Source organism: Armatimonadota bacterium (genome assembly GCA_028871815.1).
GTDB lineage: Bacteria > Armatimonadota > Chthonomonadetes > Chthonomonadales > Chthonomonadaceae > REEB205.
On record JAGWMJ010000003.1, the window covers coordinates 149643 to 165002 of the forward strand.

Here is a 15360-nt window from a genome sequence, read left to right on the forward strand (position 1 = left end):
CTCGTCGTGTGATATACTGCGTTCCACTTGCTTCCGGCCACAAAGCGGCCGGGTTCGCCGATTCGGACCGTCGGCATCGATTGATACAACCCACACCAACGGCTAAGGAAGAGAGGGCAGCAGGATGGCGGCAGCGCCAACAGGCAAGAAGATTCTCGCGGTGGACGACGAGCGAAGCATCGTGCGCCTCGTACAGGTCAACCTCGAGCGCGCCGGCTATCAGGTTGTTACCGCATTCGATGGCAAAGAAGCCCTGGAAAAGGTGGCGAGCGAAAACCCAGACATGATCGTGCTGGATGTGATGATGCCGTATATGGACGGCTTTGAGGTGCTGCAGCAGCTCCGCAAAAACCCCAGTACGCGCGAAGTACCGGTCATCATGCTCACAGCCAAGGCCCAGGATGCCGACGTATTTCGCGGGTACCAGATGAACTGCGACTGCTACCTGACCAAACCGTTCAACCCAATGGAGCTTCTAGCCTTCGTTCGTCGGATATTCAAGGCGCAGGAGCAGGGCGACTCCGACAGTAACGTGCTCGACCTCGGCGGCTAAGGCTGGCGGCTACAAACCCGTACCGTGACGTCGCCGGCACGCAACACACTTATTTGGGCCAGCGCCACAGCCGCAGCCGCAGGCATCGTTGCGTTGGTGGTTGTGTGGCAAGTCCGTAGGCGCTCGGAAGAAGTTTCGACGCCCGATCACAACCGTGACGTGCGGGATGTACTCACCGACGTCCAGCGCAAGCTAGCTGATATTGAGCGCAAGCTGCCGGCCGCCGATTGATTTAGAACCGCCTCATTACGCAGCGCAGGGCAGGGCAACCTATGCCGCTCACGGTGTGGTACACGTGTTACACGCCCCCACGCCGTGAGCGGCCACCAACCGGTGGCTACGGGCTGACTTCGATGATCTCGAAGGAGTTCGGAACCATCTGGCGGCGCCATGGAGGTTCACCGGCGCTTGCCGGCTGAAACCGGGCCGTCGCAAGAAACACGTGGTGCGTTTTTGTATCCAGCGCCATTGTTCGAGCTCCCGGCGCCGTCGGCACATCCGCCACAACCGAGAACGCGGAGTTGCTATCCTCGTGAATGAGGGTGAGCGTTCCGGAGCCACCATTCGAGCTAAAGGCCAGTTCAGCCCCAGGATCGAAGCCGGCCGCGTCCGGGCCGCTGCCGATTGCTGGGGTTGCAAGTACAGCGCCTGTATCAGCGTCCATCACGACCATCATCTTGTTTCGGCAAACCGCGAACAGTCGCCGGTTCTGCCGATCCATGGCGATGCCCGACGCTTCCTGGCCCGGCGCTATCGGCCATGTATGCGCAATGGTCAGCTTCTGCGCATCAATCGCCACGATCTCGCTCTTGTCCTCCAGATTGTCGTATACCATACCGCGACCATCGGCGATAGCGTATTCCGGGCGTCCGCCAAGCGGGATTGAGCCAGCGACCGTACCCGTCGCCGCATCGATCGCTGTCGCCGTCTCGGCACGTCCGTTGAACGTAAATACGCGGTTGGTCGCTGGATCAAAAATGATGCAATCGGGTCCCTGGTCCACCTTCACGGTACCGATCACCTTCAGAGACCGTGTGTCGAAGATTGTAACGGTACCGGAGCCACCGTTGCTTGTAAAACCGCGATGCAGCTTTGGTGCAATGGCTATTCCATGAACTCCGGCGGTACCCGGAATCTCTCCGATCACTTTGCCGGTACGCGTATCCAGCACCTGAACATGGTCGGAACGGCTGATATAGAGCCGATGCGCGGCGGCTTCGGCATGGATGTAGTCCCACCGTCCTTGCCCGCCTAGCTTGAATGTGCGAGTGACGTGGTACGTCGTTTGACTTTGCTGGGCGCCAGCCACCGCGGCAACCATTACCGCGGCAATCGTTGCGGCGACAACTCTAAAACTCCTCATCTGGACGTAACTCCTTTTCCCAACTGCAGGGTCTGAATACACATCAAGTGTGTGGAATTAGCATTAAAACCGGATGAATGACCTCTGTATAGACGCGTCCGGCGCCTTAGAGATTGTTAAGGGCGAGATAATGCAGTGGGCCGATAATGAACGTCCGATAAGATATGTTATGGAGATTCTCCGATACGATGGAGCGTGGTTCGTGAACCGCAACCAGTTGAGATCAGCCGCGCGCTCGCTAGTTAACCGGAGTCATAAGTTAACCGGAGTCATACGTCGAAGAGCGGCCGCTGTTTTGATTGCCGGAAAGCTCCACGGGCGGCGTAACGCGAGGCCGTACGGCAAATGTGGAGCGTGGCCTCGTTCGGCAGCGTTACGTCTCGTGCTGTGCGCTCTCCAGCACATGCTCCGAGGCGTAAATCGGTGCATCAAACCTCAGCGCCATCGCAATGGCGTCGCTGGGCCTTGCGTCAATGTCAATCGTAGCGTCGTGGTAAGCCAGTGTAATGCGGGCATAATACGTGTTCTGCCATAGATCGTCGATCGTCACACGCTCAACCGACGCACCAAGCCGTTCCAGCACCACCTTCAGCAAGTCGTGAGTAAAGGGCCGGTCCGGTTGCCCATGCTCCAGCGCCAGTTGTATGGAGCCGGCCATTTCGCGTACTACCCAGATTCGGAACTCGCGACCCTGGTTGTCGCGCAGTTGCACAAAAAACGAGTGACCGCGCGTGATCGTTGTGCCGCCCTCAACGGGCGTCTCTTCGATGCCTTCCCAAACGTTAACGACGCGAACCGCCTTCTCGTCCAGCTTGCGGTCACCACGCGTCTGCTCCTCCGGACGCATGGCGCCACCCTCACCCGGGCGATCATCCTCCGGTCGCCAATCCCCGAATAACTCGCGAAAATCACTCACCGTCAAATCTCCATGCCGCGACTCTTGCGCCGTAGCAACTAGTCCGGGTCACCTTTGAGTGTCTTCTCAACCATCTTGAGGAACTCCTCGTTGGACTTGGTGTGAACCAGACGGTCCCTGAGAAGTTCGGTGGCTTCGGAGTTATCCAGACCGTGCAGCAGACGCCTGAGCTTGACAATCTGCTTGAACGTCTCGTCGTCATACAACAGTTCGTCGTGGCGGGTACCCGAGCGCAGGGTAATCGCTGGAAAGATACGCTTCTCCGCAAGGGCCCGATCCAGTTCAACTTCCATGTTGCTGGTTCCCTTAAACTCCTCGAAGATCAGTTCGTCCATCCGGCTACCGGTTTCCACCAACACAGTAGCCAGAATCGTGAGGCTGCCTCCCTCTTCAATGTTACGGGCTGCTCCCAAAAAACGTTTCGGGCGATACAGCGCAGCCGGGTCCAGTCCACCCGAGAGGGTCCGCCCGCTGGGATTCACGGTGAGGTTCGAGGCACGCGCGTAACGTGTGAGGCTATCCATCAGCACCACCACGTCTTTCTGGCTCTCGGCCAATCTCTTGGCCTGCTCCAGCACCATCTCCGCCACGCGCATATGGTTCTCGGGGGTCTCATCGAATGTAGAACTTATTACCTCGCCCTTCACCGAGCGGCGAATGTCGGTAACTTCCTCCGGTCGCTCGTCGATCAGCAGCACAATCAGCGAGCATTCCTCGTGATTAGCGGTTATCGCGTTGGCAATCTTCTTCAGTATCGTCGTCTTGCCGGCTTTCGGCTGGGCGACGATCATTCCGCGCTGCCCCTTGCCCACAGGCGACAACAGATCCATGATCCGCCCGGTCATCTCTTCCCGTGTGGTCTCCAGCCTGAGCAGGCTATTTGGGTAGATGGGCGTCAAGTCATCAAAGTTTGTACGGGCGCGCGCGGTATCCGGATCCAGACCGTTAACCGTCTCCACGCGCAACAGCCCGTAGTACTTTTCCTGATCCTTGGGCGGGCGCACCTGACCGCAAACGTCGTCGCCTGTGCGCAGGCCAAACCGCTTGATCTGCGTCTGCGAAACGTAGATATCCTCGGCGTTGGGTGAAAAGTTGCTCCGACGGAGAAAGCCCCAACCGTCCGGTAGGATCTCCAGAACGCCACGCGCGTTCGTTAGGCCATTGCGATCGGGCTGCACCTGCATGAACTTGGCGATCAGCTCGTCTTTTCGAGCCGATCCTGAGGCATTACTCACTCCAGAACTCCTGATGAACTAGTAGACATACCGTGAGACCAAACTACGGGAAAACACACCAGTCGCGATACTGCAGAACCCACCGGTCACTCCCACTCGATGGTGCCTGGCGGTTTGGAGGTTATGTCGTAGACCACACGGTTGATCGCCTTTACCTCGTTTACCACCCGACGGCTCACTCTCTCCAGAAGCTCCCATGGAAGCCGGCTCCACTCCGCGGTCATGGCATCGCGGCTCGTTACCGCGCGAAGAACCAACGGGTATCCGTAGGTACGTTCATCGCCCTGAACGCCCACCGACTGAATGGCCGGAAGAACGGCCAGCGCCTGCCATACATCGTCGTACAGACCAGCCGACCTCAGCTCTTCTATGAATATCGCGTCTGCTTCACGCAGAATGGCGAGTCGCTCGCGTGTAACCTCGCCGAGTATCCGAATTGCAAGTCCCGGTCCGGGGAACGGGTGTCTCCGCACCATTTCCTGCGGTAACCCAAGCTCGGTTGCTGCAGCCCGCACCTCGTCTTTGAAGAGGTTGCGGAGCGGCTCAACCAACTCCAGGCCGAGCTGTTTCGACAGGTACAGGTTATGGTGCGTTTTTATTGTGGCTGCGTTGTCGCCGGCGCCCGACTCAATAACGTCTGGGTAAAGCGTTCCCTGCGCCAGGAATCTTACGCCCGGCAGTTTGGCCGCTTCCGCCTTAAACACCTCTTCAAACGCCCGCGCTATTGCCTTGCGTTTCTCCTCAGGATCGATAACGCCGGAGAGGCGCCCCAGAAAGTGTTCCGCCGCTTCCACGGTTTGCAGTGGAACTCGAAGGGCATCGCTGAAGGCAGCACGAACCAGGTCGGCTTCGCCTTTACGGAGCAGGCCGTGATCCACAAACACACAGTGTAACTGCGATCCGATGGCTCTTTGCAGCAGAGCTGCCAGGCAACAACTATCCACACCGCCTGAGACGCCGCATAGTACTCCGGCCGCCCCAACCTGGCGTCTTATCTGCTCTATAGCCTGCTCTACGAAATTCGCCGCCTGCCAGTTTCCGTCACAACCGCAGATATCGATCAAGAATGATTGCAGCAACTTCCCGCCAAATGGCGTGTGCTGTACCTCGGGGTGAAACTGAACGCCGTAAAGTCCGCGCTCCGTACACTCCATCGCTGCCACGTGCGCTGAAGCGGAAACGGCAGTTACGGTAAAACCCTTCGGCGGACGATCCACCACGTCTCCATGACTCATAAAGCAACTGAGCGTGGTACCGGGGGGTGCGTAGCCGGCAAATAGCCGGCCCGGCGCCGTCACGGTGATTTCCATCTGGCCGTACTCGCCGCCGCCTCCCTTCTCCACGTCGCCTCCCAACTGCATCGCCATAAGCTGCTGCCCGTAACAGATGCCCAACACCGGCACACCAAGGTTGTAGATAGCGGGATCTGCTATCGGCGCTCCCTCGCCATACGCACTCGAAGGACCGCCGGAGAGTATCAACCCCGCCGGCTGCCTGGCAGCTGCATCGTCGGCGGATATACCGGCCGGCACCACCTCACAGTAGACGCCACATGCACGGACTTGCCGTGCGATAAGCTGCGCATATTGAGCGCCGAAATTGAGGACAAGAACGGCGCCGGGCGCGGATGTTGACGGATTCACGGGTGGGCTTTTGCCACGTTGCGGTACGGTAAACGAGCCGATTTAACGGCGGGAGATGAACGAACGGCGGTAGATAGGACTACCGTAGCCTTGCGAAGCGCGCGTTCCGCTATGGCTCAACGCTGGGCCAAGCTGCGCGGGAAGGTCACACACGCCGAAAGACGAAGAACACGCCGCCAAAGCGAGACCGGATACATGCAAATGGTGTGCCGCGACCTCGGAAACATTATAGCGCACATGGCGCCAGCGTGTCAAACCGCACGGATTGTCTCGACGCACTCCTTGATTTCTACTACTCTACGCTTCGTCATCGCCGGAGGGTTCCGCCTGGCGCATTTCGGCGCCATTCTCATCCTGTTCCGCCAGAATCACCGCGGACGGCGTTTGGCCATCCAGTTCATCCTGCGGCATGTGCATCCACTGAAGATACCTCGCGGTCAACTCGCTGCGAATGTCATCCATGTCGGCACTCTCCTGCAGCATCCGCAGCCGATCACGCTGCCACCGCGCATTTGCTTCATCGTACAGTGCGCTTTCGCGCATTCCCATCGTTTCACCCCAACTTGCGCCGTCGGCGAACTCTGTTGGCAGAAGGAGACACCGCGAATCCATATCATCCCGATAGTCGGTGAGCCAGTTGCGAATGTCTGCACGCTCCGGATCCCTGGCGGCGGCCAGAATATGCAAGTACTGATGCAATCGCATCGTGTATCGTTCGCGCTCGGCTAGAATCTCCTCCAGCCACTCCGGCCACTGGAAGCCCGATTCTACCGTGAGGAAGCCATACAATAGCGCAAGTGTATCCGGCAGCACTGCGCCAATTGACACGTCGGAACAGGTACGGATGTACACGTTATCTACAAATCGACGCAACTCATATTCGCCGGCCTCCGCCGGCCCTTCTGAGAACCCGTCGCACAAGTAGTCCACCAGCACTGAGGCGTTCTGATAGTGCGTGCCCACATCGGCATCGCTCAGGTGCGCCGAGTTCCCGCACCACATCGCAAACCGGACCAGAAGTTCAGCTCCACTGTCGGCACATTCCTGCCCTGCCCCGCTCGTATCGCCGTCCTCATAACCGATCCTCATACTTCTCCTTACCCTGGCGCCACTGGTGACGACGCCACTCAATGCGGAGTTGCATAGATGAACAGCGCTATGCAGAACAACCCAAGCACCGCGCACAATCCGCCAACGCCGGCGCCACGGTACCGATCGGGAAACACGCTCGTCCAGCCGAAACCGCCGAGCAATGCCATCGGCAGAATTGCAGGATAAAGATACCTGCCCTGCGCTTGAAAGTACCTGGATAGAAACACGGCGAACGAGAACGCCACCGCGCCAATCGTCAGAGCCATGAGCGCCATTGCGTCCTTTACAATCTGCGGCTGGCTATTTCGAAACTGGTGCATCTTTACCAGTCCGGCAAAGCACGCGAGGCAGATGCCAAGAGCCAGGACGTAAACCTGGGCTGGGAGAAAGACGGGCGCACCGATCACTGCCGAACGCGGCACACCGTAGACTGCCCAGAAGCTTTTAAAGCTCCAGCGGCAGACCAACCAGGCGTAGCCGCCCCAGTTCTCAACACCCAACCCGGGAAGCTTGCCGGCCGCCACGTCGCGCGCCTGTACGGTGCCGCCAAACATGGAGTTGAACGCGCGCAGGGGAAGTAACTCGTGGTAAATGATCATCGACCGGACAAACCACCAGCCGGAGATGGCGAACGCGACACCGGCAACACTAGCCGTTGCCAGCATCACCTCACGTCTGCCGTGCCGCCGGCGCCAAGCCATGGCCAACGCCACCGCGATGATCGGTACCAGTAAGAGACTGGTTGCTTTTGTGAGTAGCGCTGCGCCAAGACACAGGCCAGTTATCAGCGCCAACTGCACAGAGAATCCGCCGGAAGCGCCAAGAATGCAGCAGAGCAGCACCGCACTGAACCACATTTCCAGCATCGCGTCGTTGTTTACCGCGGAACTGATCGCAATATTGCCCGGCAGCGCTGCGGCAAACGCGAGTGCGGCAACCGCTATATCGCCACGTCCGGGCCAGATCAATCGCACAGCGGCAACGATGAGAGCCAATGTGAGCAGCCCGCACACGATAGACGCCACACGTGCTGCGCGGTAACCGAAATGCAGAAACACTGCGGCGACCGCGTAGTAGAGCGGCGGCTGGTGCCACTCATAAGATTGCTGCCTGGGATCACGCCGTGCCTCGGCAGCAGTTGGAAACCCGCCGTTGCTGAGCGCGCGGGCATAGTTGACATGTGCTGCCTCGTCCGGAGCATCCTGATAGCCCGTTTGCCCAACCGGCGCAACGGCGGCGTGCCAGATCCCGCAAACCAGAAACAGCCCGAACAGCAGAACGGTGAGCCCGCGCCAAACCTGTTGCATCTCAGCCGATGTCGGCCGCACTGGCACAGACACGCGCTTCATGGTCGCTGCGTCCCGAGCCATTTCGGCGCCATCAAATCCCAAACCACCACACCATGCCGCTCGAATACCGGAGACCCGTAACTTCGGAGCAGGTTCTGTACGCTGCTACGCCAGTCGTGAATCGGAAATGTGGGCCGCAACCACCAGGCTGATATCGCCTCCAGTTCCTCACCATTCGGGCCATGCGGAAAGGCCGGGTCAGTGCCATCCGCGGGATTCCAGTTGAGGTTTAGCAGCGCGTAACGGATTTTATGGCGGCGCAGCCAGGTAAACAGTAAATCGCTGCGGTCGCTGGAGCCGTACGGAATGTAACTGGAGTGCTCACCGTTGCCCCACAGGTAGAATCCGTTCAGGTAGAAACCGCGCGTATCGTCGTATAGAACCGTGCCCCACCCTGCTGCTCCATTTCGATTGAGCCATTGCATCGCGTCATAGTTGTCAATATGTGAAGCTGCCTCACGAGCGGCATGAGCGGGACTCACTACATCCGGCAGCACCTCGGAGAGCGAGTATGCAGCCGGCGGCAAGCCGTACCGGGCTGCAGCCAGAGTATCCGTGGGCCATACGGTAATACTCGCTGTGCAGAGAACCGTTTGAAAGACCAGCGCCAGGCCGGCCGCCCACCCGCATGCCGCGGTTGCAGCAGCGCGTAAGTCGCGAATTGGCGCCGCGAAGCGAGCGCGCCGCATGAGCTGGACCGCCCCCCACCCTGTGACGATCGCGGCAACCGGGATGACCCCGGTGAGGTACCGCGCGAATTGCGCTGAAAAGAACCACGCCAAAAACTGCGCTGCCAACAGAGAGCCCAGGACGCGAATGGCTCGAGGTATGCGCCCGGCAGCGGTCAGCGCAAAAGCCCAGGCAAAGTAGATGCCGCCCAGCAAACCGGCAACCGTATAGTCGCCCGTATTACCATAAACGTTGGGCCGCGTCAGGAGGCGCCATGGCGTTAGCGCCAGCATTCGCAGAGCGCCGGCAAAGGTGCGCGTTTTGTTCAGATAGCCATATCCGGATTGCTCCGACTGATATGCGGCGCCGCGCGCGGCTGACCAGTAGCGGCTGGCCGGAAAGAGTTTGAACATAAATGGGTAGACCGGGTTGTGCATCACTGCCACGTTCTTGATGTACCACGGGCAGCCGGTGAGAATCGCCGCGCCTGCGAAAGCCGCAACCGTGCGCGCTCCCAACCGAGCCGAAATAAGCACGGCCAAAATCAGGACAAACGGTATGATTCCCAGATACTTGATCCCGAGGCCAAAGCCGCAAGCCAAACCGCAGATTACAGCCAGGCGCACGCCAGCAGGTCCAAAGTCGGCACCACCATCGGCACTACCGTCCCACTTGCGGCATACAGCCTCCGCTGCCGCCATAGCAGCCAGAGTGGCGTAGAGCCCGGCAGCAACATCCACGTATGCGGTGGCGCTTTCCCAAAGGTATAGCGGCGTAGTTGTCATGGCTAGAGTGGCTACTATAGCTACACTCGATCCAAACCGGCGGCGGCAGAAACCCCACAGCGCCGCCCCGGTTAGTACTGCCGTAAACAGGTGGATCATCGCGCTGGTAGCGTAGCCCGCGCTACCTCCAAACAGCAGCCCGAGTGTGTAGAGCATCTCCATCGTAAATGGGAAATTGCTGTGATGCTCTGTCCACAATGGAACTATCCGGCCGGCAGCCAGAAACAACTTTGGATCTGCAAGGTGATATGCCAGCGCATCCCACTCGTGCCCGGCAGGCATTCGGTAGCAGGCGCAAATACTGACCGCCGCGAGAAAAAGGAGGACGGCCGCGCCGCAAAGCTTTGCGATCCTGACGGCGACCATGGGACCGCGGACGCGCCGGCCCGCAACTAGCAGCCACGCAATTCCATTCCGTGTTACGCCCGGCACGGTTGGCGCGCCGAGCCCAGCAAGAGCAACAAGCCAAAGCGCTAGCGGGACGGGCCGAAGGAAACCGGCCAATCCCAACAGCCAGACTCCGCCGCCACCAACACCGAGGCCAATTGCTCCACTCCAGGCAAAACGCTCGGCGGAATCCAACGGCTGGCAGGCACACAGGCGGAGCAATCCTGCGCCGGCAAGAGTTGCCGCCGCACAGATGCACAGCGCAGCTGCTAGCGGCAGCAAAGCGGCTCCAGCCTGGAACTCCAACACCGTGCGGCGCCGCGCGGAACCTCCAAGTTGACCTCCACAACGCCAATGTGCCGGGCATGGCAGCCGGCCTGTACGATTCGCACGTCATTCACCAACAACGCCTCGGGCAGCTCGGTGTGCGAGTGGCCACCGATAATCAGATCGATGTCGCCGGTCGCTTCGGCAAGCTCAGCGTCGCCACGGCAGCCAATATGCGTCACGGCAATCACCAGGTCCGGCTGCCAGCGCGTTCGAAGATGTGCTGCCATCCAGACTGCGGTTGGAATCGGCTGGTCGAACCGCCAGTGACTGAGATGTGCCGCCTGCATCCTGTCGGTTATCATAGCCACCATAACCCCAAAGACGGCGACGCGGGCGCCGCTCTGGTGCGTGAAGCAGACCGCCGCTTGTGTCGGCAAGCCGTCGGTATCGGGCCGCGCGAGCACCTGGTTCGAAAACCCAGTTGCCGAGTCTGCACCGTTACTTTCGGCCAAAGGAACTTCGCCGCTACAGATTGGCGGCTGCCCCTTGCGCCGGAGGTTGGCGCACAAAACCGGAAATCGGGTCCGCGTGAGTTTCGCCCGGAATCCGGGTTCGCTGAAGTGAAAGTCGCGGTTGCCGGGGATCGCGGCATCGTACCCGGCGTGGTTCATCAGGTCGTGAGTTGCCTCGCCATTTCGCGAATATGTGGCATTTCCCGACGCTCCCTGGTCACCTGCGTCCAGCAGCAGTGCGTTTGGTGCGGCGGCAAGTTTACGCTGTCGCAGGAACTCCGCATCCTCGCGGAGCAGCCGCCCGTGAAAATCGTTGGTGTGGAGAATAGTCAGCCGCATCGTGTGTTGCGCGCAGCGTATAGATCAACCGGCTGGAGCCGGATGTTCGCCCGGCGTAGAAGCGCGCAGCCATTCGAGATACGCACGTATTGCTGTAGTGCGGTCGCCTCGTGCGTTCAATATTTCCTCACACACCTCGCGGACGGCGCCGCGCCCGCCCGGTGCCCGCGTCACGAAATCGGCGGCAGCGCGGAGGTCCTCGGCAGCGTCGGCCACAGCTATGTTCAACCCGGCGCTGTCAAACGCGGGCAGGTCATTCAAATCGTCACCGATAAAAGCCACAAAGTGGCGAGGCACGCCATTCGCCTCCGCCAAGCCGGCCAGGCATGCGGCTTTATCTCGTACATCCTGGCACAGGTCGTCAATGCAAAGCTCGTGGGCACGCTGTTCGACGGAGGCGCTGGTTCGGCCGGTGATCCACGCAGATCGAATTCCAATCCTGCGCAAGAGCACCAGTCCTAAGCCGTCGCGTACGAAAAAGCGCTTCGTCTCGGTCCCAGCGCCAGAAAGCATTATGCCGCCATCCGTGAGCACGCCGTCCACATCCATCGCGAGCAGCCGCACCGATGCGAAGCGACGGTTCAGATCGTGTGGCTCGGGCCTCACGGCTTGCCGGCCGTACCAAGCAGAGTTTTAAACTCTGTTTCGTTCGCCGCCTTTCCGAGGCCCTCTTCGTACGAGATCAGCTTCTGCTGAACCAGCGCCGCCAAAGATTGGTCGAGCGTCTGCATCCCATGACGCTGACCCGTCTGGATAATCGAACCGATCTGATACGTTTTGCTCTCGCGGATAAGATTGCGAACAGCCGGAATCGCCACCAGCGTCTCAAACACGGCCATCCGGCCCTCCCCATCGACCCGCTTCACCAACGTTTGCGATATCACGCCGAGCAAATTGACCGACATCTGCATCCGGACCTGCTGCTGCTGATGCGTTGGGAAGACATCAATTACCCGATCAACCGTTTGCACGGCGTCGGTTGTATGCAGGGTACCAAACACCAAGTGGCCCGTTTCCGCGGCGGTGATCGCTAGCTGGATGGTCTCCAGATCGCGCATCTCGCCAATGAGGATCACATCGGGGTCTTCGCGAAGAGCCGAGCGAAGCGCGTTTGGAAATGCCAGCGTATCGGTGTCGAGCTCGCGCTGATTGATCAGCGCCTGACGGTCGGTGTGCACGAACTCTACCGGATCTTCAATCGTGATGATGTGGACCGGCAGCTTGCCGTTTATGTAGTCGATCATCGCGGCCTGGGTGGTGGATTTGCCGGATCCAGCCGGGCCAGTTACCAGCACCAGCCCACGCGGCCGCTCAGAGAAGGTGCGCGTAACCGCCGGCAGCCCCAAATCGTCAAGTGAACGGATTTCGTACGGTATCACCCGGTAGGCCGCGCCGATATTGTTTCGCTGCGAATAGAGATTGCCGCGAAACCTGGCCAACCCCTTGATTTCGTACGCAAAATCGAGTTCCAACTCCTCTTCGAATCGCGTGCGTTGCGTTTCGGAGAGATTGGAGTACGCCAGCCACTTCACCTCATCTGCGCTGAGCGCCTCCATATCGAGTGGGATCAAATCCCCATGGACGCGTACCAGTGGCGGGCTGTCGGCCTTGATGTGCAAGTCGGAACCATTGTTACAGACGCAGGATTCCAAAAGTTGATCGAGCACAACGGGAGACATTACCGCAACTCCTGGGGTCGGCAACTATAGCGGGTCAGATACATCGGCTACTATTCCCAGTCGCATTGCGCGCTGCCGGAATTCGAGTGGATTGGAGCTCTTTGCCAATGCGTCCTCGAATTCGATGATATCGCGGCCGGCGAGATCCAATAGGCTGGCGTCCAGAGTCTGCATGCCATGCTGTTGCCCAGTTTGAATATCGGTGTAGATTTGATAGGTTTTGCCCTCTCTGATCAGCGTACGGATGGCGCTGGTGCAGACCATTACCTCAAATGCCCCTACCCGGCCCGTACCATCTTTGCGCATCAGAAGCGTCTGGGAGATGACGGCCTGCAGCACCACGGAAAGCTGCATGCGTATCTGCTGCTGCGCTTCCGGTTCAAATACGTCAATAATGCGGTCAATGGTTTGCGGTGCATCGGTCGTATGCAGGGTTGCAAACACGAGGTGGCCGGTTTCAGCCGCCGTTATTGCGAGCTTGATGGTTTCGAGGTCGCGCATTTCACCAACGAGAATCACATCGGGATTCTGCCGCATAACGTGCTTCAGAGCTGCGGCGAATGTATGCGTGTCCACCCCAACCTCGCGCTGGTTCACCGCGCACATTTTGTCCTGATGTACATATTCGATCGGGTCTTCGATCGTTACAATATGACCCTGGCGGGTTTCGTTTATCAGATCGATAACGGCAGCAAGCGAGGTTGACTTGCCCGATCCGGTTGGACCGGTGACGAGAACAAGGCCGCGCGGCAGTTGGGCGATTCGCTTTGCAACCTGCGGAATGCCAAGCTGATCAATCGTGCGGATTTCGTAGGGAATGACGCGCATAACCGCGCCGATGTGCCCCTGCTGCCGGAATATATTGACGCGGAATCTCGAGAGACCCGGGACGGCATAGGAGGTATCCAGCTCCATGGTCTGCTCGAATCGCGCCTCACGGTCCGGAGACATGACGGGATGAATCAGTTCGTAAATGTCGTGTTCGGAAATAACGGGCATGTCGAGCCGAGTCAGTACACCGTGGATTCGCATCACTGGTGGCTCGTCCACGCGCAGGTGCAGGTCAGAGGCCTCACGCTCTACCAACAGTTTCAGGAGGTCATCAATATGAAGCATTGGGCTTGGACGGCAATATCAGGAGGCAGGCAAAAACAACGCGCAACACCAGAAGCGGCGCGCCCGTTGGTCGATTTCCGGCGCATGCCGGCGCCACCGCGCTAGCCAGACGGAGCTACCGGCAGCCCCGGCACCTGCGGCGCCGCTGCGCCCGCGCTATCAGCCGTGATCTCACCCTTACTGGCGGCCACTCGGATCAACTGGCGCATCTCCGTCGGCTGTCCAGCATTCGCCAACGCATCCTGCTCTGTGATCAGGCCGGACTTGAGATACCGCAAAAGGCACTGGTTCATCGTCTGCATGCCCCAGTAGGATTCTGTTCCCGCCTGCCGAATTGCGCTATAGATGTCGTCCGATCGCCCTTCTTCCACCATCTTTACGATCGTTGGAGTAATATCCATCACCTCAACGGCAGCCAGGCGCCCTGAGCCATCGGCGGTGGGCACCAGTTTCTGCGACAGCACTCCGCGCAGCGAAACCGATAGGCGGAGCCAGAGCATCTGGCGTTCGTGCGGCTGAAACATGTTAGAAATACGGTCCAATGTCTCGGCTGCACTGGCGGTATGTACGGTAGCAAAGACCAGGTGACCGGTTTCCGCCGCCTGCAACGCCACGTTCATTGTCTCGATGTCGCGCATTTCGCCGATGAGGATCACGTCCGGCGCTTGTCGCAGCACGTGCGTCAGCGCGGCTTGAAAGCTCAGAGTATCGATACCGACCTCGCGCTGGCTGATGACCGCGAGTTTGTCCTTGTGTACAAACTCGATCGGATCCTCAACCGAGACGATATTCACCCGCCGCGTGGAATTAAGAATATCAATCATCGCGGCGAGTGTGGTGGTTTTGCCGCAGCCTGTCGGCCCGGTCACCAGGATGAGCCCGGCGCGGTGAACCAGAAAATCACGCACCTTCAACGGAATTCCCAGCTCCTCCAGCGACTTGATCTTTGTTGGGATCAGCCGGCAGACAGTAGCCGTGTGGCCACGCTGGTTGTAGACGTTCATTCGGATCCGGAGCTCCTCGCCAATGGAGAACGCGAGGTCCATTTCCGACGTCTCTTCAAAAGCCTTCTGCTGCCGCGGCGTCATTTTGCCCATGCAGAGCGTGTGGACCTCGTCCGCCGTCATCACGGGGAAATCTGTTCCGGCTATATGGCCGTGGATACGCACGGATGGAGGCGTATTCGCACGAAGAAACAGATCGGAGGCCGACCGCTCACCGGCCCACAGCAACATCTCGTCGAGATCAAGCGCCATTGGTTTCTTGTTCCTCAGTCCATGCACGCGGTCGATTGTCTACGCCAAACGCGGTCCGGCCCTCAGCAGCCTGACCATTACCGTCCATCCGCTCAGAAATCCAAGCGCTGCGACGAGCGTCGCGGCACCGGGTGGTACACCCCGCCTGGCGCCAGCCCGATCTGGCCGTGAACGTCCACCCAACCGGGCACAGGAC

The 15360-nt window shown here is 59.4% G+C and carries 14 protein-coding genes; 2 read left to right on the plus strand and 12 right to left on the minus strand.

Going from position 1 to position 15360, the window contains the following annotated elements:
* The first annotated feature begins 124 nt into the window (after positions 1-124).
* Positions 125-553 (plus strand): response regulator, encoded by a 429-nt coding sequence (locus tag KGJ62_05115; protein MDE2125952.1) that lies wholly within the window; start codon positions 125-127, stop codon positions 551-553.
* Between the two features lie 24 nt (positions 554-577).
* Entirely contained in the window at positions 578-784 is a 207-nt protein-coding gene (locus tag KGJ62_05120) for a hypothetical protein (protein MDE2125953.1), read from the plus strand.
* A gap of 106 nt (positions 785-890) precedes the next feature.
* Here the strand turns inward: KGJ62_05120 and KGJ62_05125 are convergent, their stop codons facing one another.
* From KGJ62_05125 to KGJ62_05180, 12 genes are all read right to left on the minus strand, one after another.
* Positions 891-1916 (minus strand): YncE family protein, encoded by a 1026-nt coding sequence (locus KGJ62_05125; protein ID MDE2125954.1) that lies wholly within the window; start codon positions 1914-1916, stop codon positions 891-893.
* Positions 1917-2289: 373 nt separating this feature from the next.
* Positions 2290-2832 (minus strand): bifunctional nuclease family protein, encoded by a 543-nt coding sequence (locus KGJ62_05130; protein MDE2125955.1) that lies wholly within the window; start codon positions 2830-2832, stop codon positions 2290-2292.
* A gap of 38 nt (positions 2833-2870) precedes the next feature.
* The gene (gene rho, locus KGJ62_05135; GenBank protein ID MDE2125956.1) at positions 2871-4082 is read right to left on the minus strand and encodes a transcription termination factor Rho; all 1212 of its coding nucleotides are present in this window, start codon (positions 4080-4082) and stop codon (positions 2871-2873) included.
* Between the two features lie 71 nt (positions 4083-4153).
* The gene (gene guaA, locus KGJ62_05140; GenBank protein ID MDE2125957.1) at positions 4154-5710 is read right to left on the minus strand and encodes a glutamine-hydrolyzing GMP synthase; all 1557 of its coding nucleotides are present in this window, start codon (positions 5708-5710) and stop codon (positions 4154-4156) included.
* Between the two features lie 297 nt (positions 5711-6007).
* Positions 6008-6799, minus strand: a complete 792-nt coding sequence (locus KGJ62_05145; GenBank protein ID MDE2125958.1) for a hypothetical protein — start codon at positions 6797-6799, stop codon at positions 6008-6010.
* A gap of 38 nt (positions 6800-6837) precedes the next feature.
* Entirely contained in the window at positions 6838-8151 is a 1314-nt protein-coding gene (locus KGJ62_05150) for a glycosyltransferase family 39 protein (protein ID MDE2125959.1), read from the minus strand.
* The gene (locus KGJ62_05155) at positions 8148-10274 is read right to left on the minus strand and encodes a hypothetical protein (GenBank protein ID MDE2125960.1); all 2127 of its coding nucleotides are present in this window, start codon (positions 10272-10274) and stop codon (positions 8148-8150) included. Before KGJ62_05155 ends, KGJ62_05150 begins: the two co-directional genes overlap by 4 nt.
* A complete protein-coding gene (locus tag KGJ62_05160; GenBank protein ID MDE2125961.1) occupies positions 10262-11113 on the minus strand; it encodes a metallophosphoesterase in 852 nt (283 codons plus the stop codon). Before KGJ62_05160 ends, KGJ62_05155 begins: the two co-directional genes overlap by 13 nt.
* Before the next feature lie 24 nt (positions 11114-11137).
* Positions 11138-11662: an HAD hydrolase family protein gene (locus KGJ62_05165; protein MDE2125962.1), complete on the minus strand. Its 525-nt coding sequence runs from the start codon at positions 11660-11662 to the stop codon at positions 11138-11140.
* Positions 11663-11715: 53 nt separating this feature from the next.
* Complete coding sequence (locus KGJ62_05170) at positions 11716-12792, minus strand: type IV pilus twitching motility protein PilT (protein ID MDE2125963.1); 1077 nt, start codon at positions 12790-12792, stop codon at positions 11716-11718.
* A 24-nt stretch (positions 12793-12816) separates the two neighbouring features.
* Entirely contained in the window at positions 12817-13908 is a 1092-nt protein-coding gene (locus KGJ62_05175) for a type IV pilus twitching motility protein PilT (protein MDE2125964.1), read from the minus strand.
* 101 nt (positions 13909-14009) lie between these two features.
* Positions 14010-15164 carry a PilT/PilU family type 4a pilus ATPase gene (locus KGJ62_05180; protein ID MDE2125965.1) on the minus strand — a complete coding sequence of 385 codons (1155 nt, stop codon included), beginning with the start codon at positions 15162-15164 and terminating at the stop codon, positions 14010-14012.
* Between the last annotated feature and the right edge of the window lie 196 nt (positions 15165-15360).

What these genes read in the sequence shown, in the direction of transcription:
- KGJ62_05115 (MDE2125952.1), top strand. Translation starts at nt 125, where the DNA reads ATGGCGGCAGCGCCAACAGGCAAGAAGATTCTCGCGGTGGACGACGAG.
- KGJ62_05125 (MDE2125954.1), bottom strand. Translation starts at nt 1,916, where the DNA reads ATGAGGAGTTTTAGAGTTGTCGCCGCAACGATTGCCGCGGTAATGGTT.
- KGJ62_05145 (MDE2125958.1), bottom strand. Translation starts at nt 6,799, where the DNA reads ATGAGGATCGGTTATGAGGACGGCGATACGAGCGGGGCAGGGCAGGAA.
- KGJ62_05150 (MDE2125959.1), bottom strand. Translation starts at nt 8,151, where the DNA reads ATGAAGCGCGTGTCTGTGCCAGTGCGGCCGACATCGGCTGAGATGCAA.
- KGJ62_05160 (MDE2125961.1), bottom strand. Translation starts at nt 11,113, where the DNA reads ATGCGGCTGACTATTCTCCACACCAACGATTTTCACGGGCGGCTGCTC.
- KGJ62_05165 (MDE2125962.1), bottom strand. Translation starts at nt 11,662, where the DNA reads ATGGATGTGGACGGCGTGCTCACGGATGGCGGCATAATGCTTTCTGGC.
- KGJ62_05170 (MDE2125963.1), bottom strand. Translation starts at nt 12,792, where the DNA reads ATGTCTCCCGTTGTGCTCGATCAACTTTTGGAATCCTGCGTCTGTAAC.
- KGJ62_05175 (MDE2125964.1), bottom strand. Translation starts at nt 13,908, where the DNA reads ATGCTTCATATTGATGACCTCCTGAAACTGTTGGTAGAGCGTGAGGCC.
- KGJ62_05180 (MDE2125965.1), bottom strand. Translation starts at nt 15,164, where the DNA reads ATGGCGCTTGATCTCGACGAGATGTTGCTGTGGGCCGGTGAGCGGTCG.